This window comes from Bacillus sp. F9_6S_D1_P_5 (genome assembly GCF_054823925.1).
In genome coordinates this window covers 15915-42371 of the sequence record NZ_JBTREW010000024.1, presented here as the reverse complement: position 1 = coordinate 42371, position 26457 = coordinate 15915, and the positions used below count along the sequence as shown (strand labels likewise).

29 protein-coding genes and 1 riboswitch are annotated in these 26457 nt (G+C 35.0%); of the genes, 17 read left to right on the top strand and 12 right to left on the bottom strand.

Annotated features, from left to right (window positions below; translation table 11 throughout):
- Positions 1-4 precede the first annotated feature (4 nt).
- From ACUXEY_RS23390 to ACUXEY_RS23375, 4 genes are read left to right on the top strand one after another with little or no spacing between them, the layout of a single operon-like run.
- On the top strand, positions 5-1009 hold the full coding sequence (locus ACUXEY_RS23390) for an ABC transporter permease (RefSeq protein WP_461301718.1): 1005 nt from the start codon (positions 5-7) through the stop codon (positions 1007-1009).
- Entirely contained in the window at positions 966-1976 is a 1011-nt protein-coding gene (locus ACUXEY_RS23385; RefSeq protein ID WP_461301717.1) for an ABC transporter ATP-binding protein, read from the top strand. Before ACUXEY_RS23390 ends, ACUXEY_RS23385 begins: the two co-directional genes overlap by 44 nt.
- Positions 1973-2746, top strand: coding sequence for an ABC transporter ATP-binding protein (locus ACUXEY_RS23380; protein ID WP_461301716.1), 774 nt, complete (start codon positions 1973-1975; stop codon positions 2744-2746). The genes ACUXEY_RS23385 and ACUXEY_RS23380 overlap by 4 nt, the downstream gene beginning before the upstream one ends.
- 14 nt (positions 2747-2760) lie before the next feature.
- Positions 2761-4371 (top strand): peptide ABC transporter substrate-binding protein, encoded by a 1611-nt coding sequence (locus ACUXEY_RS23375; protein ID WP_461301715.1) that lies wholly within the window; start codon positions 2761-2763, stop codon positions 4369-4371.
- A 169-nt stretch (positions 4372-4540) separates the two neighbouring features.
- On the opposite strand, the gene ACUXEY_RS23370 is transcribed toward ACUXEY_RS23375, so the two are convergent.
- On the bottom strand, positions 4541-5008 hold the full coding sequence (locus ACUXEY_RS23370; RefSeq protein ID WP_144616106.1) for a YusW family protein: 468 nt from the start codon (positions 5006-5008) through the stop codon (positions 4541-4543).
- Between the two features lie 172 nt (positions 5009-5180).
- Between ACUXEY_RS23370 and ACUXEY_RS23365 the strand changes: the two genes are divergently transcribed.
- From ACUXEY_RS23365 to ACUXEY_RS23350, 4 genes are all read left to right on the top strand, one after another.
- Entirely contained in the window at positions 5181-6080 is a 900-nt protein-coding gene (locus ACUXEY_RS23365) for a helix-turn-helix transcriptional regulator (RefSeq protein WP_461301714.1), read from the top strand.
- Between the two features lie 11 nt (positions 6081-6091).
- Complete coding sequence (locus ACUXEY_RS23360) at positions 6092-6283, top strand: hypothetical protein (RefSeq protein WP_166705211.1); 192 nt, start codon at positions 6092-6094, stop codon at positions 6281-6283.
- A 66-nt stretch (positions 6284-6349) separates the two neighbouring features.
- The gene (locus ACUXEY_RS23355) at positions 6350-6931 is read left to right on the top strand and encodes a TetR/AcrR family transcriptional regulator (protein ID WP_429601085.1); all 582 of its coding nucleotides are present in this window, start codon (positions 6350-6352) and stop codon (positions 6929-6931) included.
- Positions 6932-6990: 59 nt separating this feature from the next.
- Positions 6991-8130, top strand: coding sequence for a YhgE/Pip domain-containing protein (locus ACUXEY_RS23350; RefSeq protein ID WP_461301713.1), 1140 nt, complete (start codon positions 6991-6993; stop codon positions 8128-8130).
- Positions 8131-8170: 40 nt separating this feature from the next.
- On the opposite strand, the gene ACUXEY_RS23345 is transcribed toward ACUXEY_RS23350, so the two are convergent.
- The 7 genes from ACUXEY_RS23345 to modA form a co-directional block, all read right to left on the bottom strand.
- A complete protein-coding gene (locus tag ACUXEY_RS23345; RefSeq protein ID WP_461301712.1) occupies positions 8171-9811 on the bottom strand; it encodes a peptide ABC transporter substrate-binding protein in 1641 nt (546 codons plus the stop codon).
- A 386-nt stretch (positions 9812-10197) separates the two neighbouring features.
- Positions 10198-11838: a peptide ABC transporter substrate-binding protein gene (locus tag ACUXEY_RS23340; RefSeq protein ID WP_327957706.1), complete on the bottom strand. Its 1641-nt coding sequence runs from the start codon at positions 11836-11838 to the stop codon at positions 10198-10200.
- 132 nt (positions 11839-11970) lie between these two features.
- Positions 11971-12075: riboswitch (SAM riboswitch) on the bottom strand.
- A gap of 152 nt (positions 12076-12227) precedes the next feature.
- Positions 12228-13061, bottom strand: coding sequence for an aldo/keto reductase (locus tag ACUXEY_RS23335; protein ID WP_461301711.1), 834 nt, complete (start codon positions 13059-13061; stop codon positions 12228-12230).
- Position 13062: 1 nt separating this feature from the next.
- On the bottom strand, positions 13063-13866 hold the full coding sequence (proC, locus tag ACUXEY_RS23330) for a pyrroline-5-carboxylate reductase (protein ID WP_461301710.1): 804 nt from the start codon (positions 13864-13866) through the stop codon (positions 13063-13065).
- Positions 13867-14078: 212 nt separating this feature from the next.
- A complete protein-coding gene (locus ACUXEY_RS23325; protein WP_000353549.1) occupies positions 14079-14930 on the bottom strand; it encodes a GRP family sugar transporter in 852 nt (283 codons plus the stop codon).
- 300 nt (positions 14931-15230) lie between these two features.
- Complete coding sequence (gene modB, locus ACUXEY_RS23320) at positions 15231-15905, bottom strand: molybdate ABC transporter permease subunit (RefSeq protein WP_144616122.1); 675 nt, start codon at positions 15903-15905, stop codon at positions 15231-15233.
- 5 nt (positions 15906-15910) lie between these two features.
- Positions 15911-16717, bottom strand: a complete 807-nt coding sequence (gene modA / locus ACUXEY_RS23315; RefSeq protein WP_461301709.1) for a molybdate ABC transporter substrate-binding protein — start codon at positions 16715-16717, stop codon at positions 15911-15913.
- 134 nt (positions 16718-16851) lie between these two features.
- Between modA and ACUXEY_RS23310 the strand changes: the two genes are divergently transcribed.
- On the top strand, positions 16852-17799 hold the full coding sequence (locus ACUXEY_RS23310; RefSeq protein ID WP_461301708.1) for a substrate-binding domain-containing protein: 948 nt from the start codon (positions 16852-16854) through the stop codon (positions 17797-17799).
- A gap of 65 nt (positions 17800-17864) precedes the next feature.
- On the opposite strand, the gene ACUXEY_RS23305 is transcribed toward ACUXEY_RS23310, so the two are convergent.
- Positions 17865-17966 (bottom strand): DUF3948 family protein, encoded by a 102-nt coding sequence (locus tag ACUXEY_RS23305; protein ID WP_001060017.1) that lies wholly within the window; start codon positions 17964-17966, stop codon positions 17865-17867.
- A gap of 255 nt (positions 17967-18221) precedes the next feature.
- Positions 18222-19088 carry a LysR family transcriptional regulator gene (locus ACUXEY_RS23300; protein WP_163254643.1) on the bottom strand — a complete coding sequence of 289 codons (867 nt, stop codon included), beginning with the start codon at positions 19086-19088 and terminating at the stop codon, positions 18222-18224.
- Between the two features lie 127 nt (positions 19089-19215).
- On the opposite strand from ACUXEY_RS23300, the gene ACUXEY_RS23295 reads away from it, so the two are divergent.
- Together ACUXEY_RS23295 and ACUXEY_RS23290 are read left to right on the top strand one after the other, a co-directional pair.
- Complete coding sequence (locus ACUXEY_RS23295; protein WP_166705218.1) at positions 19216-20184, top strand: DMT family transporter; 969 nt, start codon at positions 19216-19218, stop codon at positions 20182-20184.
- A 21-nt stretch (positions 20185-20205) separates the two neighbouring features.
- Positions 20206-20346: a YrzO family protein gene (locus tag ACUXEY_RS23290; protein ID WP_000894069.1), complete on the top strand. Its 141-nt coding sequence runs from the start codon at positions 20206-20208 to the stop codon at positions 20344-20346.
- A 60-nt stretch (positions 20347-20406) separates the two neighbouring features.
- Here ACUXEY_RS23290 and ACUXEY_RS23285 read toward each other — a convergent pair whose 3' ends face one another.
- On the bottom strand, positions 20407-20502 hold the full coding sequence (locus ACUXEY_RS23285) for a DUF3948 family protein (protein ID WP_001059999.1): 96 nt from the start codon (positions 20500-20502) through the stop codon (positions 20407-20409).
- Positions 20503-20838: 336 nt separating this feature from the next.
- On the opposite strand from ACUXEY_RS23285, the gene ACUXEY_RS23280 reads away from it, so the two are divergent.
- On the top strand, positions 20839-21444 hold the full coding sequence (locus tag ACUXEY_RS23280) for a lysophospholipid acyltransferase family protein (protein ID WP_144616131.1): 606 nt from the start codon (positions 20839-20841) through the stop codon (positions 21442-21444).
- A 73-nt stretch (positions 21445-21517) separates the two neighbouring features.
- On the opposite strand, the gene ACUXEY_RS23275 is transcribed toward ACUXEY_RS23280, so the two are convergent.
- Positions 21518-21613: a DUF3948 family protein gene (locus ACUXEY_RS23275; protein ID WP_461301707.1), complete on the bottom strand. Its 96-nt coding sequence runs from the start codon at positions 21611-21613 to the stop codon at positions 21518-21520.
- A 305-nt stretch (positions 21614-21918) separates the two neighbouring features.
- Here ACUXEY_RS23275 and ACUXEY_RS23270 point away from each other — a divergent pair, with 305 nt between their 5' ends.
- From ACUXEY_RS23270 to ACUXEY_RS23250, 5 genes are all read left to right on the top strand, one after another.
- A complete protein-coding gene (locus tag ACUXEY_RS23270) occupies positions 21919-22896 on the top strand; it encodes a LacI family DNA-binding transcriptional regulator (RefSeq protein WP_144616133.1) in 978 nt (325 codons plus the stop codon).
- A 147-nt stretch (positions 22897-23043) separates the two neighbouring features.
- The gene (locus ACUXEY_RS23265) at positions 23044-23373 is read left to right on the top strand and encodes a PH domain-containing protein (RefSeq protein ID WP_461301706.1); all 330 of its coding nucleotides are present in this window, start codon (positions 23044-23046) and stop codon (positions 23371-23373) included.
- Between the two features lie 117 nt (positions 23374-23490).
- Complete coding sequence (locus ACUXEY_RS23260) at positions 23491-24327, top strand: YitT family protein (RefSeq protein WP_166705221.1); 837 nt, start codon at positions 23491-23493, stop codon at positions 24325-24327.
- Positions 24328-24465: 138 nt separating this feature from the next.
- Positions 24466-24822, top strand: a complete 357-nt coding sequence (locus ACUXEY_RS23255) for a YxeA family protein (RefSeq protein WP_429602886.1) — start codon at positions 24466-24468, stop codon at positions 24820-24822.
- Between the two features lie 745 nt (positions 24823-25567).
- Positions 25568-26332, top strand: coding sequence for a TatD family hydrolase (locus ACUXEY_RS23250; protein WP_461301705.1), 765 nt, complete (start codon positions 25568-25570; stop codon positions 26330-26332).
- Positions 26333-26457: the final 125 nt, after the last annotated feature.

The following is a 26457-nucleotide window of genomic DNA, read 5'->3' as shown; positions in this document are numbered from 1 at the left end:
TTAAATGGGAGTTTATGAAATCAATAAACAGTTATTAACGAATGAAGAGAAAAAAGAATTAACGATAAATAAAGAGCAGCAAACGATTAGCCGAAAGAAGGAAGTGTTTCGCAAGTTTATATCAAACCCTATAGCAGTTTTAGGGGCAGTGACGCTATTACTAATTATTGTTTTTTCACTGATTGGCGAAAGTTTAACGTCATTTACTGCGAGTGAACAAGTAAAAGAAGCAACAAACTTACCCCCTAGTAGTGAGCATTGGTTCGGAACAGATGATCTAGGAAGAGACATATGGGCGCGCACCTGGGCTGGAGGGAAAATTTCACTAACAGTTGGATTAGTGGCAGCGGCTCTTGATATAGGAATTGGTGTACTAATCGGTGGCTTTAGTGGATATGTGAGAGGACGTAGTCGCCTTGGAACGTTAATTGATGAGTGGATTGTACGAGGGATTGAAGTGTTATACGGTATCCCATATTTATTAATTGTTATTTTATTATTAATCGTTATGAAACCAGGGCTTTTTACAATTATTATTGCCCTTGCATTAACAGGATGGATTGGCATGGCACGTCTCGTTAGGGCACAAGTATTATCCTTAAAGCAAAGAGAATTTGTTATTGCAGCAGAGCGATTAGGTACATCGCATATGAAGATTATATACGGACACATCATTCCGAATTTAACAGGCATTATTATCGTAAATTTATCATTTACAATTCCGGCAGCTATTTTCTCAGAATCATTTTTAAGCTTTATCGGACTTGGAGTACAATCACCGGCAGCGAGCTGGGGAACGATGACGAACGATGCACTCGGGACATTACTGAGCGGAGAATGGTGGCAATTATTCTTCCCAGCAATCATGATTGCGCTCATTATGTTTGCATTTAATGCAATTGGTGATGGTTTGCAAGATGCAATTGATCCAAAAATCGTAAAAAGGAATCGAAAGGAGAAAAAACATGGGACAGCTTTTATCTTTAGAAAACGTAACGTTAGCCGTTGAAAAAGAGAATAGTAAGCAAGCGATTGTGAAACATGTTTCCTTTTCTATTAACGAAGGTGAAATCGTTGCACTTGTAGGAGAGAGTGGTTCAGGAAAAAGTGTTACAGCACAATCTATTATTGGACTAAATCAAGAGTCTATTCACATCGATGATGGAAGTATCTCTTTCCAATCTCAAGGATTAACGAATTTACAAGAATCAGAGTGGAATCAAATTCGAGGGAAAGATATTTCTTTTATCTTTCAAGACCCTCTGTCTTCTTTAAATCCGACGATGAAGGTAGGAAGACAAATTACAGAAGTAATTTTGCAACACGAGAAAAAATCGAAAAGAGAAGCAAAAGAAATTGCAATTAACTTATTAAATGATTTAGGGATACATGAAGCAGAGAAACGTTTTGAACAGTATCCACATCAATTAAGTGGAGGGATGAGACAACGTATTTGTTTAGCAATTGCATTTGCTTGTCACCCAAAGCTCGTTATTGCAGATGAGCCTACAACTGCATTAGATGTAACGATTCAAAAGCAAATTATGGAGTTGCTCAAGGCGAGAAAAGAAAAACAAAACACGAGCATTTTATTAATTACACATGATTTGGCACTTGTACGTGAAGTAGCAGATCGAGTAGTTGTGATGTACGGGGGACGTGTTGTTGAAAAAGGGACGATACAAGAAGTAATAGGTTCACCGAAGCACCCGTATACGAAAAGTTTATTGCAAGCTATTCCGAATATGGATGATGCTGAAAAGGTACTTAGGGCAATTGAGGGAACAACACCATCAATTGAAACATTGAACAGCTTTGGGTGCCCATTTGTAAATAGATGCCCAGTAGCAATACAAGAATGCATTCATCGTTTCCCAGAGAGAACAACATATTCTGGAGAACACAGTTCACATTGTTGGCAGCATGTTCTAGAGCATAACCAAGCGAAATCAAAAGAGAAGGTGAATGCCTCATGACAACAGATTTAATTACTGTAAAGCAAGTAACGAAAACGTATGGAAGTAAAAAGAAAGAAATTGCAGCGCTAAAAGAAATATCACTTTCTATTCCGAAAGGAACAACACTTGGCATTATTGGAGAAAGTGGTTCAGGAAAAACAACACTTGGTAAGCTCATAGCTGGGATCGAGAGCCCAACGTCTGGTCAAATTGATTATAACGGTCAAGTTGTCCACAAGTTGAAGTCAGCTCATAAACGAGATTTCTTGCAGAAAGTACAGTTCATTTTTCAAGATTCAACAGCTGCATTAAATCCGCGCTGGAAAGTACGCGATAGCGTAACAGAAGGCTATATGTCATTCGGTTTAGGCGATAAAAGGCTGAAAGATAAAGTCGCAGGTGATGCGCTAGAACGTGTTGGATTAGATAGACGATATATTGATCGTTACCCGCACGAATTTAGCGGAGGACAACGTCAACGGATCGCTATTGCAAGGGCGTTATTATGTGAGCCTGAGGTATTAATTCTTGATGAACCAATTTCGGCATTAGACGTTTCATTGCAAATTCAAGTTGTACATTTATTGCAGAAAATTCAAAAGGAGCAAGGTTATACATATTTATTTATCGCGCACGATTTGCCGATGGTTCACTACTTATGTGAAAAAGTGGCTGTCTTATATAAAGGAGAACTTGTTGAATTTGGAAATACGGATGAAGTGTTCCGGAATCCACAACATTCTTATACAAAAACATTATTAGCGTCAACACCAAAAATTTCGGGTTAAAGGAGAATGTAGGGATGAAGAAGTTTTTATTATTTGTCATTATGACCGTATTAGCAATTACTTCTGTCGCTTGTGGTAAAAAAGAGGCACAAAAGGCGAGTGCTGGTAAGGGAGAAGGGGATCGATTAGTAACGAATATTGGTAGCGATCCATATACACTCGATTCCGCTATTGCAACGGATAGCACATCAGGTTATGTAATTGGACATTTATTCTCAAGCTTATATACGCAAGATAGCGATGGGAAATACCAAAATGAGTTAGCAGAAAAAGAAGAAGTAAATGCGGATGGAACTGAATATACAATCCATTTAAAGAAAGATATTAAATGGTCAGATGGTGCTCCTATTACAGCAAATGATTTTGAATTTGCATGGAAGCGATTATTAAATCCGAAAACAGGTTCTATGAATGCAACAGAAATGTATTTTATTAAAGGTGCAGAGGCATATAATACTGGAAAAGGTGAAGAAGGCCAAGTTGGTATTCAAGTTGTTGATCCTCAAACATTAAAGGTAACACTTGAGCACCCAGTTGCTTCTATTAAACAAAAATTAGCGAGTTCATTGTTTATTCCACTATCTAAAAAATCAATTGATGATAACAACAAATTAAAAACAGATCCAAAAGAGTTAATTACAAATGGACCATTCACGTTGAAAGAATGGAAGCATAACCAAGCTATTACAGTACAAAAAAATAAAGAATACTATGATAAAAAGGTAACGTTAAAAGAAATTGAGTTTCGTATTATTCCAGATTCTAAAACAGCGTATCAATTGTATAAATCAAAAGAACTAGATTTATTAAGTGGCTTACCACAAGAGATGATTGAGAAAGAAAAAGGGAATAAAGAATATAAACGTGTTGCGGGCTTCTCATCTTACATTTACTCGTTTAATGTAGAAAAAGAGCCATTTACAAATGCGAAAGTACGTAAAGCATTTTCATTAGCAGTTGATCGTAAGTTTATCGTTGAAAAACTGTATAAGAATAATGCGCAAGAAGCATATGCATTCGTTCCGGAAGGAGCGAAAACACAAGGTGGTCGTGATTTCCGTAAAGAAAAAGGTGATTACGTTAAATTTGATACAGCAGAAGCGAAAAAATTACTAGAAGAAGGTATGAAAGAACAAGGTTGGTCTACATTACCTGAGGTAACATTAAAATTCACAACGGATACACAGCATAAAAAAGTAGCAGAAGCAATGCAGGAAATGTTTAAGAAAAACCTTGGCGTAGATATTAAATTAGAAAATAAAGAGTGGAAGAGTTACATCGATACATATAAGCAAAGTGATTTCCAATTAGCTTATATGGGATGGGGCGGTTCTTTATTAGACCCAATTACTAAATTAGATTTATATGCAGGTGATGGTCCAAACAACTATGCAAAATGGCATAATAAAGAATTTGATGCTTTAGTGAAAGAAGCAGAAGTGGAACAAAATGAAGATAAGCGTTTTGACTTACTGCATAAAGCAGAAGATATTATGTTTACAGATTCACCATTAATCCCAATTATATTCCCGTCGGATTCTTATTTACAGAAACAAACGGTATCTGGACTTCAATATTATGTTGGATCTAAACCAGATTTAAGATATGCAAAAATAAAGAAGTAGGCAACCGCCTACTTCTTTATTTTATCCCGCTTTAATGGGCAGTAAGACCCCCACCTCAAAATTCAGCGAAAGCAAAGAATATAGGTGGGGGGTCAACTGCCCATAAAAGTCCGATTGGTGAAGGCTGATAATCAGTGGGGGATGAAGAAAACCCCCACTGATTAAAGTTTCACTTTATTTCTCTTTTATATTCTTTTTTCGTTCCATCAGAGAAGACAACTTCTAAATCAAACTTTTGGTAGTCTTTATCAAGTTTGAACACGTTTACTACTTGATCAATTACTTCTTGGTCAGGTGTATCTTTATCAAATTTTAATTCTTGTAGAAGTGGGCTTAATTTTGTAATAGCCTCGTCACCTGTAAAGTTTGCATTTGATTTGTGGTCTTCAAGTTTTGCTTCCATTTTTTTATCTGCTGCTACATTCTTATAATCAGCCTCATAGTCTTTCTTCGTATCTTGATAGTCTGCATCTAAACTAAATTCATTGAAGTTTAGTTTTAAATCAGCAGGGGCTTCATTCTTTGCCTCTTCTGTAGTCTTTTTATTAGAAGTTGTATCTTCTTTTGCAGGAGCTTTACATCCTGTTAATACAGGTACTAGCATAAGCGCTAATAAAACTGATAGTAAAATTCTCATTATAATTTCCTCCTTATGTAAATTGGTTCTATACAAGTTTTTCCAAAAAACATGTAATTATGTATGTGTTGCAAATAAATTATTAACTTGTATTCACAAAGTTCAATCCGCAATTTAAATCAAAAACAATTTGTATGTATATGGTAAATTAAGGTTGTGAGGAGGTACTAAAATGCATGAAGAATATAAAGAAATGATAAAAAAAGCAATTGAATATATAGAGGTTCACTTACATGAGGAGCTTACAACAGAAAGAGTGGCATCTCACAGTGCGGTATCGATGTACCATTTTCATCGTATTTTTCAAAGGTATATTGGGATGAGTGTAACGGATTATATTCGAAAGAGAAGGTTAACTCATGCTGCGCAAGTCTTAGTGTCAACGGAGAGGACTGTTATTGATATTGCAGTGCAATACGGTTTTTCCTCACAAGAGGCATTTACGAGAGCTTTTAAAAAAATGTTTCAATTGCCACCGAAGAAATATCGAAAGTACTTCCAGTCATTTTATATAGAAAGAGAGGGTGTTTCAATGCAAAAAGGTATACCGAAAGGGTGGGTATTAAGTGGAAGTCATCCTGCTGAATATGAGATGGGGTTAGATTATGAAGTTGTCCATCAAGGAAAAGTATCTGCATACATAAAAGCAAAAGAGAATGTTACGCATGGAGGATTTTCAACATTAATGCAAATCTTCCGAGCCGATAAATATGTAGGTAAAAGATTACGTTTTACAGCATTTGTTAAGAGTGAGAACGTAAGAGATTGGGCAGGGTTGTGGATGCGAGTAGACGGAACCGATACGGAACCGCTCGCTATGGATAATATGCAAAATCGCCCAATTAAAAATACGAATAACTGGCAATCTTACTCGGTTGTATTAGATATAAAAGAAGGAGCGCTTGGTATTGCATTTGGCGTTTTATTATCAGGAGAAGGTTGTGTGTGGCTAGATAGTATTCGATTTGATGAAGTGGATGAAAAAATTCCTTCAACAGATTTGGCTGAAAACTTTTATGAAACACTACTAGAAGAACCGGTAAATCTGCAATTTGAAGAGATAGAAAAATAAGGAGAAAAGACATGCTCAAATATGCAAAACTAATAAGTATTAGTTTAGTAATATCGTCTTGTATTATGGGAATTAATTATTTAATTAGCTATCTTTGGTCAGGGCATATACCTTCTTTGACATGGAGAACATATTTGATGTTTGTGTTTATATTTATGATGAGTTTTGGTTCTGTGCAAAAAGAGGGAGAAGAGGATTATTGACAATAATTAGAAAAGGTATATAATCTAAATGTAAGTGATCACTTGCATTAGGGAGAGAGGTTTTTTATGGCGCGCTCAAAGACAGCAGAAAAAATTATTCAAGCAGCAATTGAATTAGTGAAAGAAAAGGGATATACGGCGGCAACAACGAAGGAAATTGCAATGCGTGCTGGTGTTAATGAAGTAACGATATTTCGCAATTTTAAAAGTAAGAAGGGTGTTATTGAAGCGGCGGTTGCTGAATTTTCATATGTCCCGCATTTAAAACATTTTTTACAAACAGAAATTGTATGGGAATTAGAAACGGATTTAAAGAACTTAGCGAGGCATTATCATAAATTTTTAGATAGCATAAAAGACATTATTTCTATCGGTATACGTGAGGCGAGGGAATTTCCTGAATTAGATGAGGAAATCTCCAAAATTCCAAAAGGGTTAAAAGAAGAATTAATCATATATTTTGCTGAAATGCAGGAACAGGGAAAGATTATTCATACAAATATTGAAGCGCAAGTAATGAATTTTATATGGATTAATTTTGGTTACTTCTTATCTAAATTACGTTTTGAAAACCGACTTATGGAAATCGATGATGAGAAATTTATTGAGAATAATATAGTTTTATATGCTAGGGCTTTAAGACCCTAGTATTTATTTAAAAACAAAATGCAAGTAAGTGCTTGCTTGCTGGACGGGAGAGCGGGAAGATGGATACATTAAAACAGTTTTTAAAAAGACCAGGTACGTATATTGGAATGGTAGTAGCGCTATCGTTCCAACTTGTTTTCTTTTGTGTTTGGTTAACGGCATATGATGGAGTGAATGAAAGGGCAGACCAAATGCGTATTGCTATTGTGAATGAAGATGGAAATATAGGTAGTAAAATAGCAGAAGGCTTACAGAGAAGTTTACCATTTCAGGTGAAAGCAGAACAGTCTGTGGAAAAAGCAAATAAAGCAATGAATGACCATGTATACGATATGATTATTGAAATTCCTGCTTCTTTTTCAAAGGATATAAATGAAACAGGAAAATCAAATTTAAACTTTCACATTAATCAAGCGAATGCCATGATGGCAAAGCAACTGATGGAAGGAGCCGCAAAACAAATTCGAGACAATGTAAATAAAGAGATAACAAGTTATAAAAAACAAGCGATTGTGGGGAAATTACAAGCTGTAGGGCCTGAAAATGTAGAAGTAATAAAAGGGTTAAACGAAGATTCAATTAGTTTTACAGTGCATAGAGTAAATGATGCAAAAGGATTTTCGGTTAACATGGTACCACTAATGATGGTATTAGCTTCATTTGTAGGAGCCATGATCATGAGTATGGAACTATCAAAAGTTGCAAAGGAAGTAAAGAACGGTTGGAGTAATTTTGTATCAAGACAGGTTATTAACAGTACAGTATCAATTTTACTTGCATGTATTACAATTGGTTTGATGAGAGGATTTCAAATTGAAATACATGAAGCAGTATGGAGTATATGGATGTTTCAAGCGATAGTCTTCTTCGCCTTTCTTTCATTAACACAAATGTTCATAGCTGTTTTCGGAAATGCAGGTATGATCTTTAATATAATTTCACTATCGTTACAACTCGTAAGTTCGGGTGTAATTGTACCGCATGAAATGCTTTCTAAAACATATCAAACAATCGGTGAAGTATTTCCCGCAACATATGCAGCAAATGGCTATTATACAATAATATTTGGGGGAGTTAGTCTAGAGAAAAATATTATTTCATTATTAGTCATTATATTAGTTACGCAATTGGTAGCGGTAATTACTGTATCTATAAAAGGAATAGTAAAGAGAAGAAGTCATGTAGTTAAAGAAGTATAAAATAAAAAGGTATCCTGTGATTGGATACCTTTTTATTTTATTATTTTGCAACTTCTGTCCACTTGTAGTTAAATTCACCGCCGAAGTCAGTTGTTACAAGCCCTTTAATGAAAGAGCGTTGTAGGTAAGAACGACCTTGTTGGTATAAAGGAGCGACAGCACCATCTTGTAATAGGATTTTTTCAGCTTGCTTCATTGCTTCAAAGCGTGCTTTTTCATCGCCAGCTAAATCTGTTTTCACTTTATGGATTAGTTCATCGTACTCTTTGTTAGAGTATTTATCGAAGTTATAAGCACTATCTGTTGTAAATAAATCTAAGAATGTAATTGGGTCAGAGAAGTCAGGGCCCCAGCCATCAATTCCGATTTCATAGTCACCACTTAATAGCAGTTTCAACTGTTGTTTACGTGGTTGCGGTTTTAGATTTACTGTTAATCCATCTAGGTTCTTTTCTAGTTCACCCTTTAAATATTCACCAGTCTTTTTAGCTAAAGCATTATCACTTGTTAATAGTTCGATTGTTACTTTGTCAGTACCAAGTTCTTGTTTCGCTTTTTTCCAGTTTTCTTTCGCTGTTTTCACATCATCTTTGACTAGGTTTCCGTTTTCTTTACGGAAGTCGTTGCCTTCAGGACTCTTTGCGAATTTCGTAGGAACCATTCCTTCAGCTGGAACGGCACCGTTATTTAAAATTGTTTCTACGTATGCTTTTTTATTCATTGCCCCGTTAATAGCAAGGCGTGCATGTTGATTTTTTAATGTTTCATTTTTTTGATTTAGTCGTAAGAATTGAATACCAACTTCAGCACGTTCTTTGAAGTTTGAATCGCCCTTATATTTATCAACAAACTCCGCAGTTAAAGCAACACGATCAATTTGTCCTGAATCATATAAGTTAACTTCTGTAGACTTATCTTTAACGACATTGAAGTTGATTTCTTCTAATTTTACTGTTTTAGCATCCCAATAGTTAGGGTTTTTCTTCAATTGGAAGCTTTGCTCGTGTTTCCAGTTATCTAATGTGAAAGCCCCGTTGTAAATTAAATGATTTGTTTCTAAACCATATTTATCGCCTTGAGATTTTAAGTAATCTTCATTAATTGGTAAGAATGTTGAGAATGTCGTTAAGTTTAAGAAGTAGGGAACAGGACGGTCTAGTTGTACTTCTAACGTTTTATCATCAAGAGCTTTGACCCCTAGTTGATCAATTGGCAATTGTTTCTGGCTTATTTGTTTCGCATTCTGTATATCGAAGAATAAGAATGCATATTCAGCTGCTGTATCAGGACTTACGGCACGTTGCCAAGCGAAGACGAAGTCCTTTGCTGTAACAGGAGTACCGTTTGACCATTTTGAATCACGCAGGTGGAATGTATATTTTGTTTTATCGGGACTAACGTCAACTGACTCAGCAACACCAGGAATCGGTTTATTATCTTCTCCCATTGCATATAAACCTTCAAACACATTTCGCATTACGTTCATGGATTCCCCGTCCGTCGCTTTTGCAACATCCATTGTTGGAATTTCTGAAGCAAATGATAAGTTAATTGCCTGTTTATCAGGTGCTTTATCATTTGCTTTCGCTCCACTTGCGTTATCTTTATTTCCTCCGCAAGCAGTTAGTAATAGACTTGCCCCTAACACAGATGCAACAACAGGTACAACTTTTTTCTTCATTGTTCGTTCCTCCCTAAATGTGTTGTTCGTAACGTCATAATGTCCGTGTCTTGAAGTGTAACTATAGAAGAAGAGAAAACCTATTATAGATATGTGCATGTAGGTAATCAGGTGTTCTATATGTATATACATGCTGAACTATAATCTATCGTTATATGTTTCAGCGTAGAAGACATTATATTTTGATGGTTAAATATTTCGTTTCTTTGATTATTTAGAATATTAACACTGGAAATAACTATATGTCAATAATAAAAAGTTGAGTATTAATTTTTTAAAATAATATACTAAAAAAGCGGATTTTCTCTTATTGAGAATCCGCTTTTAATACATTTTTCCAATAAAATAATTGCTGTAGATAGAAAAACTTCAATTCAGCTTGCCTTTTATTTTTCAATTTTTGCCCATTTGAAGTTTAATTGCCCTGCAAAGTCCACTTGCACAATTCCTTTCACATAAGAACGTTCTAAATAAGATTCGCCTTTTTGGTAAAGAGGAGCGATAACAGAGTCTTTAAATAATATTTTCTCGGATGCTAGTAATGCTTCCCAGCGAGCTTTTTCATCACCAGCTAAAGTTGTTTTCACTTTTGCTATTGTTTCATCAAACTCCTTATTAGAGTAATGATCTAAGTTGTAAGGGTTATTCGTTGTAAATAGCTCAAGGAATGTAATTGGATCCGCAAAGTCAGGGCTCCAGCCGTCAATTCCAATTTCGTAGTCACCTTTTAATAAAAGTGAAACTTGTTGTTTACGTGGTTGCGGCTTTATTTTTACTGTTAAGCCATCTAAATTCTTTTCTAGTTGTCCTTTTAAGAATTCACCAGTTTTCTTCTCAAGGTCACCGTCACTTGTTAATAGTTCTAACGTTATTTTTTCAGATCCAAGTTCTTGTTTCGCCTTTTTCCATAATTCTTGTGCAGATTTTGTATCAACCTTTGTTAAATCACCGTTTGCAGTACGGAAGTCTGTTCCGTCAGGTCCTTTTGCGAAGTTTTTCGGCACGAGACTAGAGGTTGGTGTAGAGCCGTCATTTAATAACGTATTTACAAAGGATTTTCGATCGATTGTTTGATCGATTGCTTGGCGTGCAGAAACGTTTTGAAGTACTTTATTTTGTTGATTCATACGTAGAAACTGTACCCCTACGTTCGGCCGTTCTTTAAAGTTGGCATCTTTTTTATATTTATCAACGAAGTCAGATGTTAGTTTTATACGGTCTAATTGTTTTGACTCGAATAAATTTACTTCTGTAGATTTTTCTTTTACGACGTTAAAATTGATTTCTTCCAGTTTGACAGTATCTTTATCCCAATAGGTAGGATTTTTCTTGAATTTAAAGCTTTGCTCGTGCTTCCAATCGCTTAGTGTAAAAGCTCCGTTGTACAAGATTGTATTGTCTTCTAAAGCGTACTTATCACCTTGTGCTTTAAAGAATTCCTCGTTAATTGGTAGAAATGTTGGGAACGCTGTTAAGCTAATAAAGTACGGAACAGGGCGTTCTAATTCTACCTCAAACGTATGGTCATCAATTGCTTTTACACCAAGTTGATCGGCTGGAAGTTCTTTGTTGTTAATTTTTGTTGCATTTTTAATATCAAAGAATAGAAATGCATATTCAGAGGCTGTTGCTGGATCAACAGCTCTTTGCCAAGCGAAGACAAAGTCTTTCGCTGTAACAGGAGTGCCGTTTGACCATTTTGAATCTCGCAGGTGGAATGTGTATTTCTTTTTATCGCCACTTACTTCATGAGATTTTGCAACACCAGGGACAGGTTTGTTACCTTCACCAAGATTATACAAACCTTCAAATACGTTTCTCATTACTTGACCAGAATCAGTATCTGTAGCACGAGCTGTATCCATTGTTCGTATTTCAGTAGGTGAAGATAAGTTTAAAACCTGCTTACTAGGCGCCTCGTCTTTTGCATTTGCTCCGCTTGCTTCGTTTTTATAACTACCGCAACCAGTTAATAAAATACTTACTCCTACAACTGACGCAATACCGGGTACAAACTTCTTTTTCATTTGATTTTCCTCCTAAATAATTAAGTTTGGATGATGATGAGGGAAATGAAAAATAAAAAATCCCTCTTTTCATATTGAGAAAGAGGGATTTTTACGTACAAGTTATGCACCCGTATATAAACGAAGTCCCTCATTCTATCTTTCAAGCATAAAGCTTGCAGGAAGTGGCACAGTATTCAAAACGAACCTGTTGCCGAGGTTTCAAAGGGCCAGTCCCTCCACCTCTCTTGATACAATGAGTAAACGAATAAACTTTATTAATTTTTGCGTTTCTTTGATAATTCAAAATCTTACACCTTGGATAATGAAGTGTCAACCGAATGAAATATAGTTTAAATTTTCAGTTTTCTTTGACGAAAAAACCACTGCATATGGCAGTGGTTTTTTTATTAGAAGTTAAAGTTATCTGGATCTGGACCAACGCGACGATCTTCATTTAGAGCTTGAATTGCTTTCATGTCATCCGCACTTAATTCAAAATCGAATATATTTGCATTTTCAATAATGCGATGTTCTTTAATAGATTTAGGGATTGTTACAACTTCGTTTTGTAGATCCCAGCGTAAAATAATTTGTGCAGTTGATTTATTATATTTTGTCGCAATGTCTTGTAATGTTGGGTTATCTAGTAGCTGTCCTTGCATTAATGGTGACCAAGCTTCAAGCTGGATGTTATGTTCTTTACAGAAAGCATGTAATTCTTCTTGTGCTAAACGTGGGTGGTATTCCACTTGGTTGACCATTGGCTTAATTTCAGCAATTTCAAATACGTCTTGTAAGTGGTGAATATGGAAATTACTCACGCCAATTGCACGAACACGGCCATCTTTATAAAGCTTTTCTAACGCTTTCCACGATTCAGTATATTTCCCTTTTACAGGCCAATGTACTAAATATAAATCTAAATATTCTAGACCTAATTTCTCTAATGTAGTTTCAAATGCTTGAAGTGTTGTTTCATATCCTTGATCACTATTCCATACTTTTGATGTAATAAATAATTCTTCACGTGAAACACTGGATTCACGGATTGCTTGTCCAACGCCTTCTTCGTTTTGATAAATTGCTGCAGTATCAATGCTTCGGTAGCCATTTTTAATTGCTGATTTTACAGATTCAATTACTTCTGAACCATCTTCTACTTTAAAAACACCTAAACCGAACCAAGGCATTTTTACACCGTTATGTAATGTTGTATAGTCTTTTAAACTTGTTAAATTCATATTATTTCCCCCTAGCTTTTTTGTTTGTTGCTTCTACTGCTTTTTGAATTGCCTCTGAAAAATTATATTCATATAAAGCTTTGAGACCCTCAGCTGTGGAACCACCTGGTGTTGTTACTTGTTCGCGGAGGTTAGCTGGATCTTGCGTTTGTTCAAGCATAGAAGCAGAGCCAGAAATCATTTGAATGACAAGGTGTTTGGCAGTTGCTTCATCGACTCCATAATTTTTTGTTGCTTCAATTAAGCTTTCAGCAAAGTAATAAAGGAAAGCTGGTGCACTTCCAGTAACGGCAGTAAGCTGATGAACTTCTTCCTCAGTGCAAAGTTGCGAAGTACCAATCCCTCTTAAAAGCAGTTGCAAGGTTTCCTGATGCATTTCGTTTACTGATTGTCCCATTGTATATAAGGAGATAGACTTGCCAATTTCAGCAGCTGTATTTGGCATAATCCAAGCAACAGGTGTCCCCCCGGGAAGTCTTTCTTTTAAATAAGATGGACCAATGCCAGCAGCTACCGTTACGACAAGTTGATTCGATAGTAACGGAGATAATTCTGCTAATAATTCTTCATGTGCAGAAGGTGGCATTGCTAAAACAATCGTATCAACAGATGTAACATGCTGCTTCCAATCTGTTGTAGTAGACACATCATATCGCCCTTGTAATTGCTTTAGCTTTTCTACGTTGCTTCGGTTAGAAACGATAATTTCTTCGATGTATTCTTTGCTTGTTTTAAGTAATCCGGAAAATATAGCTTCTGCCATACGACCAGCACCAATAAATAAAATTCGATGTTTAGTTAGCATATCCTTTATTCCTTTCTAGTGAAGATATGTTATAAAAAACGATACCATTTCTAAGAGAATTTTGTAAAAGGATAAGGCTTATCGTGAAAAGGATGAAAATGGAGGGAGGAGGGTTAATACAAATAAGGTTATAAAAATTATTATACTTAAAAAATAGTTGTAATAAAAAACCCCTGAAGCATAACCGCTTCAGGGATTAATAGACTATAAGTTTATGCTTTTGTCATACCTAACAATACAGCGCCGCCGATAATTAAAACACTACCTAGTGCAATAAAGATCAATTGACGTTTTGTTTTCTTTTCACCTAAGAAGACAATCGCACCGAATGTTGAGATAACGATTCCAGTTTGAGATAATGGGAAGCTTGTTGCTACTCCGACACGTGGTAATGAAAGAAGTAAGAATAAGTTTCCAGTTCCCCATAGTAAACCAGATAAAGCATTACGGATTGCATATTTGTTAAATGGTTTATGTTTAGATGTCAGTACAACCGCACCAACAAACATACCAACTGCTTGTGGTAAAATAGCAGACCAACCATCGATATTATACCAACGAATAATAATTACATATACAAGGTAGCCGAAAGTAGAAACAATTAAAGTAAGAAGTCCTTTTTTCAATTGTCCTGGTGGCTGTGCATTTTCTTTGTCATCTAATGATGTGAATACAACACCAACTACGATTAATAGGATTGCAATCGTTCCCAGAACAATCGTTGTTGTAGTAGTCCACTCACGGAAAGCGATAACTCCAAAGATAGAAGTTGCAACAAGTTGCATACCAGTAGAAATTGTTACAGTAGTTGAAACACCTAGTTTTTCAACTGTTTTTAATTGGTTTACTTGTCCTAAAGCCCAGAATAAACCTGAAATAAAACCAACAATCAAGACTGTCATTGTTAAAGCTGGTTGAGTAAATACATACATAATTGTTGCGAAGAATAGAGCACCGATTGTCATACCTACCGTTTGGCTATATGCACCACCGCCCATTTTTACGCTTACTAATAAGATGTTTCCCCATGCAATTGCAGGAAGAAGCGCTAATAAAATGTCCATTACAAGACTCCCTTCGATTTCCTATACCAATATAATTACATATCGTTCTAACGATCGGTAATGCCCCACTAATAGAGTAGAAGATTACCGATCGCTAAAACAGGATGAAGAATTTACGATATAAATGCGTTTTCATTTCTTCATTTTTTGAAACACCTCCATATAATAACAGGAAATTGCCTATTTTAGAAAGTGAATTCAAATAAAATGTATATTTTAATAAGAGGTAAAATTCAGTTATTTCCCGAAGGTATATTTTATTTCCTAAGAAATAAATAAGCAGCTTCGAAAAAAGCTGCTTTAAGAGTTGGTAATTTTTTTATTGATAAGCTGGATACATAGCAGAAATAGGAGTGACATACTGATAGTGATAACTACAAGTGTCCAAGCGAGTTGCATATTACTTGCATCAATCGCCATATAAATTGCAGTTGGGATAGTCTGTGTTTTACCAGGAATGTTCCCAGCAAACATAAGTGTAGCACCAAACTCACCGAGCGCACGAACAAAGCTCAAAATCATTCCGCTTAGTAAGGCAGGAAATGCAAGTGGAAGTGTGACGTGTAGAAAAACTTGATATTCACTTGCACCAAGGTCACGAGCACTTTCTTCAATTTGTACATTCGCGATAGAAAATCCTGTTTTTGCTGATTGGTACATAAGCGGAAATGCAACAACTGTAGAAGCAATGATCGCAGCAGTAGATGTGAACATAATAGACTGCTGAAACAAGGATTCTATCCACATTCCAATGGGACTATTATTTCCAAAAATGATAATGAGAAAAAAGCCAATTACAGTTGGTGGAAGCACCATTGGTAATAAGAAAATTGTTTCTAATATAACTTTATATCGCCATGAGGAGCGTGCTAAAGTCCGTCCGATAATCGTCCCTAAAATGGTAACGATAATGGTGGCACATGCAGCTACTCGTAAAGATAGAAAGATTGGTGACAAAATAGCATCAAAGCTCATGGCAATTATGATAGGACTGTAAACCCATATTTTTTAAAGATAGATTGTGCATCTTTTGATTGCAAATACTCATAAAATGAGGTCGCCTCTTTCTTATGCTTAGATTCCTTTATAACACCTAATGGATAGTGGATAGGCTCATGAGAAGTAGCTGCCGCTGTCTCGCCAATCTTTACTTTGTTTGAAATAAGAGCATCTGTTTTGTATACAATACCAGCATCGACATTACCTGTTTCTACATATGTTAACACTTGGCGAACATCTTTTGTAAATACGATTTTATTTTGAATGTCATTCCATAGATTTTCGTGTGTGAGAGAGGCCTTTGCATATTTTCCCGCAGGTACAGATTCAGGTGTACCAAGTGCGATTTTCTTAATTTTTTCATCTTTTAAATCTTGAATTTTTTTAAGAGAACTATCTTTTGGGACAACTAGAACGAGTTCATTTCCAAGAAGATTTTTCCCTTCTTTTTCATTAATGAATCCTTTTTTAACAAGAGTTTGGAATTTATCTTCGGCTGCTGAGAAGAATAAATCAGCAGGTGCACCTTGTTCAATTTGTTGTTGAAGTGCACCAGAAGCACCGAAGTTAAAAGAAAGCTTAATATTAGGTTCTGTTTCTTTATATTTTGTTTCAATTTCTTTTAGTGCATCTTGTAAGCTTGCAGCAGCTGATATAGTAAGCTCAACTGTTTTTCCTTCTTTAGCAGTTGATTTCTCTTTCTTGTCTCCGCTTGTACATGCAACGCTAAATATAAGAAGAAAAGAAAGAATAAGTGCCCCGATGGATCGTAATGTAAACTTGTTCATAAAAAAATCCCCTTTCATTTTGACATAATTAATTATAACTAATTATAGCTAGTTATAACTAGTTATAATTGAATATAATTTGAACGATGTAGTTGTTTTTTTAATATAGGAGAAATATTCTTTTCTTTGTTACAATGAAGGAAGAAAGTGAGGAATCGTCTATGGATCATCATTCCTACACAACGGAAGAAGTAGCGAAGCGATTAAAAGTATCAAAATTAACTGTATACGATCTAATTAAAAAAGGAGAACTGCCTTCTTATAGAATTGGTAGACAGATGCGCATTGATGCAACGGATTTAGAACAATATATAAAGCAAATGAAAACAGGGAGAATACAAGGTACTCCTGTAAAGAGCGAAGATAGTAGAGGCTTGAATACATGTATTATTAGCGGACAAGAACTAACGTTAGATATGCTGGCGAAACGTATAGAAAATTGCCTGCCAAGTTCAAATATATTAAGGGCATATCAAGGTAGTTTAACAAGTTTAGTAAAGATGTATCAAGGAGAAGGAAGTATCGTTAGCTTGCATTTGTTTGATGGCGAAACGGGTACATATAATGTTCCTTACGTAAAACGTATTTTAGTTGGACAACCATGTACTATGATTAATTTATTAGCAAGGAACGTTGGGTTTTATGTGCAAAAGGGGAATCCTAAAAATATAAAAACATGGGATGATTTATCTCAATCATCTATAAGATTTGTAAATCGAGAAAAAGGCTCTGGCATTAGAGTATTAGTGGATGAACAGCTACGCATTCAAAAGTTAAATAAAGAACGTATTAGTGGATATGAATGGGAAGAATCGAATCATCTTGGTGTTGCCACACAAGTCGCGAATGGAAAAGCTGATGTGGGAGTAGGATCAGAAAAGTTTTCACAAATTGTAAATGTAGACTTTGTTCCAATCATGAAAGAACAGTATGATTTAGTGATTTTGAAGAATAAAGAAAATGAAGAGCTGATCGAAGTCGTGAAAGATATTCTGCAATCGGAAGAATTTCATAATGAATTAAAAGCGATTGGTGGATATGATATGACGAAAACAGGTCAGATTATATATGAAACAAACTAAAAAGCTGCTTGTCTATAAGACAAGCAGCTTTTTCTATATATAAAGGGGTTTGGGGAAACAAAGTATTAAATAAGACCTTGAGCAAGTGTGTAAATGAAAGCTGTAAGAAGAGTAGCTCCACTTGCAAGTCCGATAAAGTCTGATTTGTTAAATGTAATGTTGTTCATTATAATCTCTCCTTATTTGTTTAATGTAGTTGCAACAGCTTTTGCATCGACAAGTGCGGATAGCACCATGCCCATTGTATTTAAAAATTTGTTTGATTTCATTTTGTTTATCATGCGTATCCGCTCCTTTTCGAATTGTTGTTGCCCTGCTTTATACCTTAATTATAGGAAATATGATCGCCTGCAACTATCGAATTAGCTTACGGGAGGCTTACACTTTTGTAAGAAAAAAAGACATTCATGTAAGAATGTCTTTTAAAGCATATTGATATGATGATGCTCTTCAATTGTTTTTAAAAAGCTACGCATTGAATTCGTCATATAGCTATCTTTACGGCGTATGAAAACCGTTGAAATACTACCATATTTTTCAGGGATTGCATGACAATGCACCTTACCAGCTTTAGAAAGATGGTGGACAGCAGACTGTGGTACGAGCGTAATTCCAAGGCCAAGTGCGACACTATTTAATATTGTCTCTAATATATTAAATTCCATAATTCTTTTTGGTAGCAAACCTTCATCTTTCAGCCATCGTTCTAGTTTGGAACGGTATCCGCATCCTTGGTTAAAAACGAGTAGAGGCGTTGTTGTAAATTCTTCTATATGAAAAGCTTTATTTTGTGTTATCAGCATTAATTTTTCTGTACTAACATCGTATTGTTCAATTAGTGGATGTTTAATAGGGCCTGATATAAAGGCACCATCTAATTGGTGATCAAGTACTTCTCTAATTAATTCTTCTGTTAGACCTGCTTGTAATGATAAATCGACATTCGGATAGCGTTTATAGTAAGAAGATAAAATGGTAGGTAATGTACTTACTGTTTCGACAGTACCGATTTTTAATATGCCAGAGGGTGTTTCGCTATCTAAAAATACTTGTTTTAGCTCATCCACATCTTGCAAAATTTTATTAACATAAACGAGCATTTTTCTTCCTTCGGCTGTTAAAGTCATACCTCGTTTATGACGATAAAAGAGCGGTGTTTTTAGTTCGTTTTCTAGTTGTTTAATACGTGCGGTGACATTTGATTGTACGTAGTTTAATTCCTTTGCTGCGCCGCTTACACTGCCTTGGTCGGCAACGCTTTGGAAGATTTGTAAGTCTCTTAATTCCATTTTATGCTCCTCCTTGATGTTAACTATCATTATAAATGATAATTAACATCATTTTGAATCATTTTACGTGATATATTTTTTCTTTTACAATTCTCTTTGTGCAAATAGAAAAAAGTGGGGGATTTTGGTGAAAAAAGGTCAAATGATAATAGGGGCTTTAGCGTGTTTAATTGCAAGTATGTCATGGGGAGCAATGTTTCCGGTTGCTGATCATGCGTTAGAATACATAGATCCATTTTATTTTTCGCTTATTCGCTATGGAGCGGTAGCGATCGTACTGATTGTATTGTTGTTAGCGAAAGAAGGAAAGCAGGCATTTCGTTTAGAGGGAAGAGGAAAGTTACTCGTCTTTTTCGGGACGATGGCGTTTACTGTATATAATGTACTTATATTTTTAGGCCAAATGTTAATGGGAAAATCAGGTGTGATGGTAGCCTCCATTATGGAAGCACTTATGCCGATGATTTCTATTTGTATTCTATGGGGATATAAGCATGTAAAACCGAAAAAGTATATGATAACGAGCATGATTATCGCTTTTGTAGGAGCTATATTTGTTATTACAAAAGGTGATATGAGTTTCTTTTTAACGTTGAAAGATAACATGTTTTCACTAGCATGTATATTTGTTGGAGTTGTAGGTTGGGTTATTTATACGATGGGTGGTCAAACGTGTAGCGACTGGTCAACATTACGTTATTCTACGTTGACGTGTGTATTCGGTACGACTGTCACAGGGATTATAACTGTAATTATTACATCGCTTGGATATGTATCGGTCCCGAACATGGGAACGATTTCTATCGTGAAATATGATTTATTGTTTATGATGACATTACCGGGAATCGTAGCATTACTCGCTTGGAATTACGGTGTGAAGATTTTATCATCTATTAATGGGATTTTATTTATTAACTTTGTGCCTATTACGACTTTAATAATTATGATGATGCAAGGATATCAAATAACGATGTTTGATATTGTAGGAACTTTACTTGTTATTGCAGCACTTATTCGCAATAACGTTTGTCAGAGAAAAGAAGAAAATATAAATAAGAAGGTTTTGCAAGAAGAGCAATTACGCCAAGCTGTTTAATTGGCAATTGGAGGATTTCATATGTTAGAAAGTTTATTGTTTTTCTTTGCTGTCGGAGTTGCTTGTGAGCTTGCAGCAATTAACCGAAATGGTCGTAAGAAGATAAAACAACAAGCTGAAATGATACAGCTTTTAAAAGAGTTAAAAGAAAGAAACATTTAAAAAGACGACCGGGCATAGACGGTCGTCTTTTTCTATATAAAGGGGAAAGGGGACACAAAGTTATACAAGCGTAGCAGCGTAAATAAAAGCAGTAAGAAGAATTGAGCCGCTAGCTAATCCTAAAAAATCTAATTTGTTAAAAGTGATATTGTTCATAATGAACTCTCCTTACTTGTTTAATGTAGAAGCAACAGCTTTTGCATCGATTAGAGCGGAAAATACCATGCCCACTGTATCTAAAAAATTGTTTGATTTCATTTTGTTCATCATATGAATCCGCTCCTTTTCGAATAGTTGTTGTTTCTTTCTGACTTAATTGTATGTAATATCGTAAGAAGTAACTATCGAATTAGCTTACAAGAAAATTACACTTTTGTAAGAATTGAAATGTAACAATTAATACTTAAAATTATTACCAACTCCTAAAACTTAGTGTTATAATTGTTGTAAGAAAATGATTATAATTCGGATGTTCAGAAAGGAACGAAACAAATGTATAAACCAATTACATTTTTGTTGAAATATATATTTAAAACAGCTGGGAAAGTAGAAGTGCAAGGAAGAGAAAAGTTACCAGAAGGTGGCCCGTATGTTGTTGCTTGCACGCATACAAGTTTTATGGATGTATTAATGTTAGCTACAGGGATGTACCCGACTCAAATTCATTACATGGCGAAAAAAGAATTATTTGAAGGGAAGTTCAAAAATTGGTTCTTTAAAAATGTGAATGCATTCCCTGTAGATCGTGCGAATCCAGGACCGAGTACACTTAAAATTCCATCACGCCTATTAAAAGAAGGTAAAGTAGTAGGGATTTTTCCAAGTGGAACGCGATCAACAGAAGACGTTTCATTAAAAGCTGGGGCTGTTACGATTGCGCTGCGTTCTAACGTTCCGTTAGTACCGGCAGCTTATATTGGCCCTTCAAGTATAAAAGAATTAATAAAAGGCAAAAAGGCGCAATTGATTTTCGGAGATCCAATTCAAATTGATGCTGAAGAACAAATAGATCGAAAAACAGCTATGAAAATGATGACAGATCAATTAAATGAGAAGTTTGAGCAGCTAAAGGAAACTTTGCAATCAAATCAAAAGTAAAAAAAGACGACCGGGCATAGACGGTCGTCTTTTCTATTACTATTTATAATAAAGGGGAAAGGGGACACAAAATTTATACAAGCGTAGCGGCGTAAATAAAAGCAGTAAGAAGAATCGAGCCGCTAGCTAATCCTAAAAAATCTAATTCGTTGAAAGTGATGTTATTCATCATACATTCTCCTTACTTGTTTAATGTAGAAGCAACAGCTTTTGCATCGATAAGAGCGGAAAATACCATGCCCATTGTATTTAAAAAATTGTTTGATTTCATTTTGTTCATCATATGAATCCGCTCCTTTTCGAATAATTGTTGCCCTGTTTCTGACTTAATTGTATGTAATATCGTAAGAAGTAACTATCGAATTAGCTTACAGGAAAATTACACTTTTGTAAGAAAAACGAATGAAGGTGTAATGATGAGAAGGTTTGACATATGTTCATGGAATTTATTAATTTAAGAGTAGAGGTGAGTGTATGGCTAATATTAAAGATATTGCAAAGATGGCGGGAGTTTCAGTTACGACTGTTTCGAGAGTATTGAACGATCATCCATATGTAAGTGAAGAAAAAAGGAAAGCGGTTATAGAGATAGTTGAGAAGTTGAATTACTCACAAAACGCAAATGCCGTTCATTTATCAAAAGGGAAAACGAATATCGTTGGTGTAATTTTACCGTATATTAATCATCCGTGTTTTGATGCGATGGTGGGCGGGATGATGGAGGTAGCGCTAGCTCATAATTACAGAGTGCTACTTTGCCAAACGAATTATAATAAAAAAGAAGAAATGAAAAGTTTACATATGTTAAAAACAAAACAGTTGGATGGCCTTATCATTTGTTCTCGTGCGAATGAATGGGAAACGATAGAGCCGTATGCTTCTTATGGGACAATTGTTGCTTGTGAAGATAATGATATTTCAAATATTTCAAGTGTATATACGAATCATTCGGCCGCTTTTCAATTAGGGATGGATTATTTGATTGAGAAAGGTTATAAAAAAATTGGCTATTGCACGGGAAGGAAGTTAGGACCGAGTAGTCAAAAGCGTTTTGATGTGTATAAGCAGCAATTGCAATCTATAGATGAAGAAGTGAATGAAGAATGGATTTTCACAGAGTGTTTTACATTAGAAGACGGTGTGAAAGTGGCTCATAAATTAAAGGAGATGCAGCATCTTCCTGAAGCATTAATCGTAGCGGGAGATGAAGTTGCGATTGGAGCTATGAAAGAAGCTGAAAAATTAGGTATTCAAGTTCCTGAGGATTTAGCGATTATTGGCTTTGATAATCAACCTATTTCGCAAGTGTTACAACTTACAACTATTGATCAAAATTTAAAGGAAATAGGTAAAAAGGCCTTTGAAATGTTTTATAGGCAAATAAGTGATGAAAGTTCTAAACGAGAAAAGGTGGAAATTCCATATGAACTTGTGGAACGCTCTACCGTTTAGTTTTAATCCGTTATGTGTAAATTGCATAACGGATTATTTTTTTGAAATAACTTTGACAGGAAACGCGTTTCATACTTTATAAAGGAGTTACACCGGTCTGTAATAATCCATGGATTCTTTTCGAAAATAGTATTTGGAGGGATATGCATGAATGAACTTTTATGGAGTATGAAAAAGTATATAGAGGATGATGAAAAGGTTTTGGCTTTTGTAGTAGGGATATTTGAGAAGGATAATTTTACGTTATCATATCAACATGGAATTTTTGTTGCCACTACTAGACGTCTCCTATTTTACGGGAAAATTCCCTATTATCCTGCAACATTTAAAGATTATTCATATTTGCATATAGATAGCATAGATTTTCGTCCGTATTTCGAATTTACTTGTAATTGTGAAACCATTCGAGCTAAGTATATTCAGAAGGGGAATGTGGAGCGATTTGTCCGTATAGTTAGAGCGAATGTGAATAATTAATCACCCCTCTGTTTAAACATAATATCTTGTTCTTTGTGAGGGGAAAAGCGCAATAAAAACAACTTCTAAACCTCTAGGAGATAGTGATACAATGTCAAATGGGGGGAGGTATGAACTATGGTTAATCAACGTATAAAGGAAATAACACTAATTACAATTGGTTCATTATTATTCGCAATTGGTATTAATTACTTTGCAATTCCAAACCGTTTATCAGAGGGTGGAATTATTGGTGTAACGGTTGTTACGTACTATTTATTTGATTGGTCGCCAGGGGTTGTAAACTTTGCTATAAATGCAATCTTACTAGCTATTGGTTATAAATTTTTTGATAAGAAAACGATGGTTTATACAATTTTAGGGATTGTAGAAACATCTTTGTTTTTATATGTTACAGAACATATTGAGTATCATGTAAATAGTGATACGTTATTAGCGGCACTATTTGCTGGTGTATTTGTCGGTGTCGGATTAGGCTGTATGTTCAAAGCGGGAGGTACATCAGGGGGATCGGCAATTTTAGCTCAGTTAGCAAATCAATATTTAGGGTGGAGCGTTGGTAAAGGCGTACTTATTATTGATATTGTTGTAATTGCTGGTTCTGTATTTATAATAGGACAAGAAAAAGCAATGTACACACTTGTTGCAGTATTCATCGGAGCAAAAGTGATTGATTTCATTGTAGAAGGAATGGATACAAAAACGGCTGTTACAATCATTTCAAATCAACCAGAATTAATACGTGAGGCTATTACGAAAAACATGACACGCGGTGTCACTGTATTAGAAGGACGCGGCGGATATACTGGTAAAAATAAAGAAGTTTTATATGTTGTTATTAATAAACAAGAGCTTGTTAAGTTAAAGCAAGTTATCGGCCGAGTAGATGAAGATGCTTTCGTTGTTATCCATGATGTACGTGATGTACTTGGTGGTGGTTTTAAAGCGAGCTAAAAGGTGAACGAGTAAATTCGTTCGCTTTTTTTTATTCTTACAAAAATGTAAGTGTAATGTAATGAGATTCAATAGTAGATTTTATTCCTTCTTTTTAAAATGGATGTATATATATCCTGCTGAGGAGGAATGTTTATTATGAAGAAAAAAATGATCACTACTATAATAGCGATGGTAGTGATAGTAGTAATGTTACTGCCTACGAAACTTGGACCAGTTATCGATAAATATAATCCACTTTATAAGACGAAAGAATACTATACGGTTGTGAATACAATTGGTCAGCATATTGGTGATGAGTGGTATGAATATGAATTTATTGCATTTGACGAACGTGGAAGAGAACAAAAAATAAAGAAGACTGTTAAGCATATGTTAAAGAGAGATGAAGCATTAAAGGTGTATGCAAAGGGACGTTACGGCGAGGCAATTGAAGAAATTGAAGCAGTAAATATTCCTATTAATGCAAAGAGTAAACTTTTAGTGATGAGATAGCGAATTATACCCCTACCTATTTTTTGTCGAAAATAAAAATACGAGGTAGGGGTATTTTTAAGGTGCATAAAAAAGCCTTAGTCTATAGGGACTAAGGCTTTTTTTATTATATAAAGGGGAAGGGGGTACATTGTAGTAGCATGAGTGAAAGATATAAGAAGAGTAGCTACTAGCAATGTAATTTGGTTATGTGAGTGTTCTTCTTATTTGGCTTACTTGCTAACTTTATTGTACGAGATGTCAGTAAGAGAAACTATCGAATTACATTACACATAGCTTACAAACATGTAAGTCTTCTGTAATGTAATTCGATGGTTAAAAGATAGTTAATTTCATATAGTGTAATTAGAAAGTCTCACTGTATTACTTTCTGTTTGTAATATGAATGAAGAATGAAAAACCAACTACTTTTTAATAGCCTCATCTGTATGGAGATGAGGCCCTTTTTATAAACCTTACAACATTGTAAGGTTTACGTAAGTTAATTCGATAGTAAATTTGTCATATTTTTTGCATAATAGATACAAATAGATAAAAATAATTAGGGATATAGTAAGAAGGGAGAAGAATGGGATGCGTAAAGAAGAAGTAGTGAAGTTTCCAATTAAAGATTTCTGTAGCTACTTTACTGTTGCCGTAGTATGTATTGGATTATTTGATATCATAACAAACTTAATTGTTAAATAACATAGATGATAAAACAAGAAGGGAGATCCTTTCTTGTTTTTTTTATGGGGGCATAAAGATGAAATGGATTGATAGTCATATACATGTTGACCAATATAAAGATGAAGAGAAGGGCAGATTACTTAAAGATGTGGAAAATAGTAAAGAGATAAAGGGGCTTATTGCGGTATCTATGGATTATCAATCATGTAAAGAAACTTTATCTTTAGCAAAGCGATATCCTTTTGTGCATCCAGCGATAGGTTTTCACCCAGAGCAACTGATTCATAAAGAAGAATGTGAGCAAATTTATAAATTAATTGAGGATCATGTAGAGGACATAGTTGCGATTGGTGAAGTAGGCTTACCGTATTATTTAAGAAAAGAAGATGAGTACATTGCTATCAATTCATATATATCAGTGTTACAACGATTTGTTGAACTAGCTAGTAAATATGATGTACCAATTATATTGCATGCAGTGTATGAAGATGCTGATATTGTATGTGATTTACTGGAGAAATATAAAGTTTCACGTGCACATTTTCATTGGTTTAAAGGAAGTGAAGCAACAATGAAAAGGATGATGAGGAACGGTTATTACATTTCTATCACGCCAGATGTTTTACATAAGGAGAAAATTAGAAAAATCGTTTCGTATTATCCACTTGAATATATGATGGTAGAAACAGATGGACCGTGGGAATTTCAAGAAGATGTTATGACGCATCCGAGAATGATTCGAGAGGTATTAAAGGAAATTAGTGTTATAAAAAACGTAGCTGTTGATAAGGTTGCAGAAACGATATATGAAAATACGATTCAATTTTATTTGAAAGGATAGAAGTGTTATTTTAGCCCTTCTTATTATAGAGAAATAGAAGTTGAATTTGTTTATGAAAATAATCAATGGGTTATTAATAATATGCCACGTTTTGGTTTAAGTTAAAAAAACCACCAAGCATTTTG

Bases quoted from the DNA above. Each gene is read 5' to 3' on its own strand.
- ACUXEY_RS23390 (WP_461301718.1), top strand. From the start codon at position 5: ATGGGAGTTTATGAAATCAATAAACAGTTATTAACGAATGAAGAGAAA.
- ACUXEY_RS23385 (WP_461301717.1), top strand. From the start codon at position 966: ATGGGACAGCTTTTATCTTTAGAAAACGTAACGTTAGCCGTTGAAAAA.
- ACUXEY_RS23380 (WP_461301716.1), top strand. From the start codon at position 1,973: ATGACAACAGATTTAATTACTGTAAAGCAAGTAACGAAAACGTATGGA.
- ACUXEY_RS23375 (WP_461301715.1), top strand. From the start codon at position 2,761: ATGAAGAAGTTTTTATTATTTGTCATTATGACCGTATTAGCAATTACT.
- ACUXEY_RS23370 (WP_144616106.1), bottom strand. From the start codon at position 5,008: ATGAGAATTTTACTATCAGTTTTATTAGCGCTTATGCTAGTACCTGTA.
- ACUXEY_RS23365 (WP_461301714.1), top strand. From the start codon at position 5,181: ATGCATGAAGAATATAAAGAAATGATAAAAAAAGCAATTGAATATATA.
- ACUXEY_RS23360 (WP_166705211.1), top strand. From the start codon at position 6,092: ATGCTCAAATATGCAAAACTAATAAGTATTAGTTTAGTAATATCGTCT.
- ACUXEY_RS23355 (WP_429601085.1), top strand. From the start codon at position 6,350: ATGGCGCGCTCAAAGACAGCAGAAAAAATTATTCAAGCAGCAATTGAA.
- ACUXEY_RS23350 (WP_461301713.1), top strand. From the start codon at position 6,991: ATGGATACATTAAAACAGTTTTTAAAAAGACCAGGTACGTATATTGGA.
- ACUXEY_RS23345 (WP_461301712.1), bottom strand. From the start codon at position 9,811: ATGAAGAAAAAAGTTGTACCTGTTGTTGCATCTGTGTTAGGGGCAAGT.
- ACUXEY_RS23340 (WP_327957706.1), bottom strand. From the start codon at position 11,838: ATGAAAAAGAAGTTTGTACCCGGTATTGCGTCAGTTGTAGGAGTAAGT.
- ACUXEY_RS23335 (WP_461301711.1), bottom strand. From the start codon at position 13,061: ATGAATTTAACAAGTTTAAAAGACTATACAACATTACATAACGGTGTA.
- proC (WP_461301710.1), bottom strand. From the start codon at position 13,866: ATGCTAACTAAACATCGAATTTTATTTATTGGTGCTGGTCGTATGGCA.
- ACUXEY_RS23325 (WP_000353549.1), bottom strand. From the start codon at position 14,930: ATGGACATTTTATTAGCGCTTCTTCCTGCAATTGCATGGGGAAACATC.
- modB (WP_144616122.1), bottom strand. From the start codon at position 15,905: ATGAGCTTTGATGCTATTTTGTCACCAATCTTTCTATCTTTACGAGTA.
- modA (WP_461301709.1), bottom strand. From the start codon at position 16,717: ATGAACAAGTTTACATTACGATCCATCGGGGCACTTATTCTTTCTTTT.
- ACUXEY_RS23310 (WP_461301708.1), top strand. From the start codon at position 16,852: ATGAAGGAAGAAAGTGAGGAATCGTCTATGGATCATCATTCCTACACA.
- ACUXEY_RS23305 (WP_001060017.1), bottom strand. From the start codon at position 17,966: ATGAACAACATTACATTTAACAAATCAGACTTTATCGGACTTGCAAGT.
- ACUXEY_RS23300 (WP_163254643.1), bottom strand. From the start codon at position 19,088: ATGGAATTAAGAGACTTACAAATCTTCCAAAGCGTTGCCGACCAAGGC.
- ACUXEY_RS23290 (WP_000894069.1), top strand. From the start codon at position 20,206: ATGTTAGAAAGTTTATTGTTTTTCTTTGCTGTCGGAGTTGCTTGTGAG.
- ACUXEY_RS23285 (WP_001059999.1), bottom strand. From the start codon at position 20,502: ATGAACAATATCACTTTTAACAAATTAGATTTTTTAGGATTAGCTAGC.
- ACUXEY_RS23280 (WP_144616131.1), top strand. From the start codon at position 20,839: ATGTATAAACCAATTACATTTTTGTTGAAATATATATTTAAAACAGCT.
- ACUXEY_RS23275 (WP_461301707.1), bottom strand. From the start codon at position 21,613: ATGAATAACATCACTTTCAACGAATTAGATTTTTTAGGATTAGCTAGC.
- ACUXEY_RS23270 (WP_144616133.1), top strand. From the start codon at position 21,919: ATGGCTAATATTAAAGATATTGCAAAGATGGCGGGAGTTTCAGTTACG.
- ACUXEY_RS23265 (WP_461301706.1), top strand. From the start codon at position 23,044: ATGAATGAACTTTTATGGAGTATGAAAAAGTATATAGAGGATGATGAA.
- ACUXEY_RS23260 (WP_166705221.1), top strand. From the start codon at position 23,491: ATGGTTAATCAACGTATAAAGGAAATAACACTAATTACAATTGGTTCA.
- ACUXEY_RS23255 (WP_429602886.1), top strand. From the start codon at position 24,466: ATGAAGAAAAAAATGATCACTACTATAATAGCGATGGTAGTGATAGTA.
- ACUXEY_RS23250 (WP_461301705.1), top strand. From the start codon at position 25,568: ATGAAATGGATTGATAGTCATATACATGTTGACCAATATAAAGATGAA.